Source organism: Mycobacterium sp. E3251, assembly GCF_001666835.1.
In the GTDB taxonomy this organism is placed as follows: domain Bacteria; phylum Actinomycetota; class Actinomycetes; order Mycobacteriales; family Mycobacteriaceae; genus Mycobacterium.
Window position 1 is genome coordinate 1 of sequence record NZ_LZJF01000112.1, and the last position, 5,561, is coordinate 5,561.

General features: G+C 68.0%; 3 protein-coding genes. 1 reads left to right on the forward strand and 2 read right to left on the reverse strand.

What is annotated here, in order from left to right; genetic code table 11:
* A partial coding sequence (locus tag A5697_RS13685) for a nucleoside monophosphate kinase (RefSeq protein ID WP_068010940.1) occupies window positions 1-1,291 on the reverse strand: 1,291 nt, incomplete at its 3' end.
* Between the two features lie 15 nt (window positions 1,292-1,306).
* Window positions 1,307-2,194, reverse strand: coding sequence for a universal stress protein (locus A5697_RS13690; protein ID WP_067946610.1), 888 nt, complete (start codon window positions 2,192-2,194; stop codon window positions 1,307-1,309).
* A gap of 142 nt (window positions 2,195-2,336) precedes the next feature.
* Here A5697_RS13690 and otsB point away from each other — a divergent pair.
* The coding region (otsB, locus tag A5697_RS13695; protein ID WP_068010942.1) for a trehalose-phosphatase at window positions 2,337-5,561 on the forward strand (3,225 nt) is incomplete at its 3' end.

The window sequence follows — 5,561 nt, forward strand, 5'->3', positions numbered from 1 at the left end:
CCGCCACGTCGGCCGTCGCCGAGCACACGAATTCGACGAGCGCCGAGTGCGTCTCGGCGGCCAGCCGGTGAGCCCGGTCACGCGTCCGCGGATCGCGCCAGGTGCCGTCGAGGATCACCGAGTGCCCCTCCCCCAGCAACTGCCGCGCGCGGCGCAGGGCGGTCTCGTAGACCATCGCGACCTGGTCGGGGCTGTAGAGCCCGGCGTTCAGCACGCCGGGCTCACCGGCGATGGTGCCCGAGTCGCGAAGCTCCCGGCGCACGTCGTCGGTGGAAATGACCTGCGCCCCAAATGATTCGGCCAGGCCGCGGGCCACGGTGGACTTCCCGGTTCCCGGGTTGCCGCCGACGAGCGCAAGCCGAACGGTGCCGCTCTGCAGGTGCCGGGTGGCGATGCCCAGGTGGCGGGCGGCGTCGTCGGACGCGCCCGGGCTGCCCTGCGAAACCCGGACGCAGTCCACCTTCGCCCGCACCGCGGCCCGGTAGGCGATGTAGAAGTCGGACAGCGACGGCGGCGCCGCCCAACCCGCGTGCTCGGTGTAGCGCTGCAGGAAGTAGTCGCCGAAGTCCTTGCGGCCCAGGAACTCGAGGTCCATCGCGAGAAAGGCGGCGTCGTCGATGCAGTCGACATGGCGCAGCCGGTCGTCGAACTCCAGGCAGTCCAGCAGCGCGGGGCTGCCGCCAACCCAGAAGATGTCGTCGGCGAGCAGGTCGCCGTGCCCGTCGACGATGCGCCCGTCGCGGATGCGCCGCGCGAACAGCCCCGCGCGCCCGGCAACGAACTGGGTCACCAGGCGCTGCAACTGGGCGACATCGTCGGCCGAGACCCCCGGAATCGATTCGGCCGCATACCGTTCCAATTCGGACAGGTTCTCCCGCCAGCGCCATTCGATCGCGGCGGGCTCGCCCTGGGCGTTGATCCGCTCGCCGCGCTCGGCGCGTTCGTGGAAGCGGGCCAACACCGCCGCGACCGCGTCCAACACTCGGTGCACGGACTCTGCGGTGTCGTGGGTCACCAGGTGCGCGAGGCGGTCCTCGTCGCGATAGCGCCGCATGACCACGACCGGCTCGGACGGGCCGCCGAGCGGGTCGGTGAGGTGGGCGACGCCGAGATAGCTGTCGGGCGAGAGCCGGCTGTTGAGCTCGACCTCCCGGCGGCAGGCGTGCTCGCGCTGCTGCGGCAAGCGGAAGTCGAGAAAGTCGGTCAGCACCGGCTTCTTGGCTTTGTATGCGCGGTCACCGGCGAGAATGACGACACCGGTGTGGGTTTCGTGCACATCGAAATACGGCACGGCGGCGGCGCGACCCTAGGAAGGCCGCGCGACGATCACCGGCATCCGGACCGAGTGGACCACGGCGTTGCTGACCGAACCGAGCAGCACGCCGGACAGGCCGCCGCGACCGTGGCTGCCCACGACGACGAGTTGGGCGGATTCCGACTGTTCGATGAGCTGGCGGGCCGGCCGGTCGGAAACCACAACCCGGTGCACGGTGACGTCGGGATAGCGTTCCTGCCAGCCGGCAAGTTGTTCGGCAAGGCTCCGCTCGGCTTCCCCTCGCACCGCCGACCAATCCACCCCGGGCAGTTCGAAGACGTCGACGTCACTCCAGGCGTGCAGCGCCGTCAGCTCGACACCACGACGCGACGCCTCGTCGAACGCCACGGCCACCGCGACGTCCGATGCGGGTGAGCCGTCGATGCCCACGAGCACCGGGGCTTGCTGAGGGTGTGGCATGAGCGGGTCTTCGTCGCGGATGACCGCGACCGGGCAGCGCGCGCTGCGCACCACGCTGCTGCTCACCGAGCCCAACAGCAGCCTGCCCATCGCCCCGCGTCCGTTGCTGCCGACGACGACCATCTCGGCCTCTTTGGACATCTCGACCAACGTGGGCACCGGGGGTGCGCACCTCAGCTCGCTTCGCACGTCGAGCTTGCGGTCGGTGGTGACGGCCTCCTCGGCGATCTTGACCGCCTGCTCGAGAACCTCGCGGCCTTGCTCTTCCTGCCACACCGCCACGCCGGTCGACAGCGGCAGCGCCGGATACATCGGCACAATCGCGTTCACCATGTGGACCACGGTCAGCGGGACGTGTCGCATAGCCGCGTCGCGGGCCGCCCAACAGACGGCGGCGTTCGAGGCCGGCGATCCGTCGATCCCGACGACGATGCCATGGCGGTTTGCGAGTACGGACATGATGTTCTCCCTCTCCTCGCCCAAAACGCTATGGCGGGAACGGCCGTCGATCATGAGGCTTTAGTCACCAACCGCATGGCCATGAGGCCCCCGTGCTTCCATTTGCCTTGACCGGCGCCGGTGCTGTGGCATCGTCACAAAGGTGACCGAATGGCCTGTTACGGTCGATAGGCGCTACCACGACGCGGTGATTCTCGGGCTCGACTGTGTGGTCGTGGAGCCGGAACCGGGGGTGGTAGAAGCCCGCGGATCGACCGCCGGATTTCTGCAGCGGGTGCGCGACGTCGGCGTCGCCACCGCCGTCTATTCCTCGACCCGGGACTGCGCAGCCGTGCTGCGCGCCGCGGGGGTCGAGGAACTCGTCTGCGCCGCCGGCGCCGCCGAGCGTGCCGATGCGGCCCTGACCATGGCCGTCACGCGCCTGGGCGTGCGGCCGGGCCGTTGCGTCCTCATCGACTGCGCCGAAGCGGGAATCGCGGCCGGCCACGATGCCGGTTTCGGACTCGTCATCGGTCTGGAGCGCAACGGAGGAACCGGCGAGTTGCTGTCCCGCGGGGCGGACACCGTCGTCGGCGATCTTGCCGAGATCTCGGTGCGGTCGGGCGGCAAACCCTTGTCGACCATCGCCGACGCGATGGCGGTCTACAGCCAGCTGAAGGAACTGGTGGCCAGCCGGCGCCCGGCGGTGTTCCTCGACTTCGACGGCACGCTGTCCGAGATCGTCGCCGAGCCGGAGGCCGCGACCCTGGTCGAGGGCGCCGCCGAAGCGCTGCGCGCCCTGGCGACCCAGTGCCCCGTCGCGGTGATAAGCGGGCGCGATCTGGGCGATCTTCGCGAACGCGTGAACGTGGACGGAATCTGGTACGCCGGCAGTCACGGCTTCGAACTCGTGGCACCGGACGGCACCCACCATGACAACGCGGCGGCCATCGGTGCCACCAGCGCCCTGGCGCGCGCGGCCCACCGGTTGGCCGAGCTGCTCGGCGACATCCCCGGAATCCGGGTGGAGCACAAGCGCTTTGCGGTCGCGGTTCACTACCGCAACGTCGACCCGAAAGAGGTCGACCGGGTAATCGCGACGACACGCAAGCTCGGCCGATCCCAGGGCCTGCGGATCACCGCGGGGCGCAAAGTCATCGAGCTTCGGCCCAGCCTCGATTGGGGCAAGGGCAGGACGCTCAACTGGATCCTCGAACACATCGAGGGAACGGGCAGCGGCACTGTGCTACCGATCTATGTGGGCGAAGACCTTACCGACGAGGATGCCTTCGACGCCGTCCAATTCGACGGCATCGGAATTGCGTTGCGGTACAACGAGGACGGGGATCGCCCGTGCGCCGCGCTGTTCAGCCTCGCGAATGCGTCCGCGGTGTGTGATTTCGTCCGGCGCCTGGCAAACGATCTACGCGCGGCGGCCGAGCCCAGCGATCCGTGGGAGCTGGTCTACGAGGGATATGACCCCGCCTACGAGCGGCTGCGCGAAACGCTGTGCACCGTCGGTAACGGCTACGTCGCCACCCGTGGCTGCGCACCCGAGGCGACAGCAGCCGAGGCGCATTACCCGGGGACGTATGTGGCCGGCGTCTACAACACGCTGGTCGATCGCATCGCCGGCCGGACGATCGAGAACGAGAGCCTGGTCAACCTCCCCAACTGGCTCTCGCTGACCTTCCGGATCAACGGCGGGCCGTGGTTTCACATCGACGACACCGAATTGTTGTCCTACCGGCAGACGTTCAACCTGAGGCATGCGACGCTGACCCGCGCCCTGCGATTCCGGGACGGCGCGGGCCAGATCACGACAATGACCCAAGCACGGTTCGCGTCCATGGACCAGCCGCACCTGCTCGCCATGCAAACCACCGTCAATGCTGAGAACTGGTCGGGCACAATCGAGTTCCGGTCGCTGCTGGACGGCAACGTGTGCAATAGCATGGTCGAGCGCTACCGTTCGCTGTCGAGCACGCACCTCGCGTCAACGGTGGTCGACGAGTCCGCAGCCGACTCGGCGATCTTGCGCGCCGAGACCTCGCAATCACACATCGGCATCGCGGTGGCCGCACGCAGCAGCGCGTGGTGCGACGACGCTCGGGCCATTGCGCAGTACAAGATCGTGCGGGAAGCCGGCCGCGGCGGGCACGACATCCAGGTCGCGCTCGCGGTGGGGCAATCGGTCACGCTGGAAAAGGTCGCGACCATCTTCACCAGCCGGGACAGCGCCATCTCGGAACCGGCGAGCACCGCCCAGCTGCACCTCGATGCGGCCGGCCGCTACGCCGACCTGCATCGTCAGCATGCCCGGGCGTGGGCCCTGCTGTGGGAGCAATGCGCCATCGGCCTGGCCGACGGCGTCGACAGCGCCGACGCGCTACGCATCCTGCGGCTGCACCTGGTGCATGTGCTGCAGACGATCTCACCGCACACCGCCGACCTCGACGCCGGCGTACCTGCGAGGGGCCTGCACGGCGAGGCCTACCGCGGGCACGTTTTCTGGGACGCGTTGTTCGTGTCCCCGGTCCTCGGCATAAGGATGCCGAACGTGACCCGGTCGCTGCTGCTCTACCGGTATCGGCGGCTCCCCGAGGCCCGCCGGGCGGCGCGGGTGGCGGGTTACCTCGGCGCGATGTATCCCTGGCAGTCGGGTAGCGACGGCCGCGAGGTCAGCCAGGAAATGCACCTCAATCCGCAGTCCGGACACTGGAATCCGGATCCGAGCGGGCGTGCGCATCATGTCGGTCTCGCCATCGCCTACAACCTCTGGCAGCACTATCAGGTGTCTGGTGACCGCCAGTTGCTCGTCGACTACGGCGCCGAGATGCTCGTGGAAATCGCACGGTTCTGGGCGGGTCTGGCGAAACTGGACGAGACCAGCGGACGTTACACGATCCGCGGCGTCATCGGCCCCGACGAATTCCATTCGGGTTATCCGGGCAAGGAATACGACGGCATCGACAACAACGCATACACCAATGTGATGGCCGTCTGGGTGATCATGCGGGCGATGGACGCGCTCGATCTGCTACCGCTGCGGGACCGGCTCGATTTGGTGGCGAAGGTGGATCTCACGGCCGACGAGCTCGATAGGTGGGACCGCGTGACGCGGCGGATGTTCGTTCCCTTCCACGACGGCGTGATCAGTCAGTTCGAAGGTTATGCCGAACTGGCGGAACTGGATTGGGACGAGTACCGGCAACGGTACGGGAACATCCAGCGGCTTGACCGCATCCTGGAGGCCGAGAACGACAGCGTGAACAACTACAAGGCGTCCAAGCAGGCCGATGTGCTGATGCTGTTCTACCTGCTGTCGTCGGACGAGTTGCTGGGTTTACTGGGCCGGCTCGGTTACCGCTTCGCGCCCGAGCAGATT

Excerpts from the sequence above, each read along its gene's own strand:
- A5697_RS13690 (WP_067946610.1), bottom strand. The coding sequence starts at position 2,194 with ATGTCCGTACTCGCAAACCGCCATGGCATCGTCGTCGGGATCGACGGA.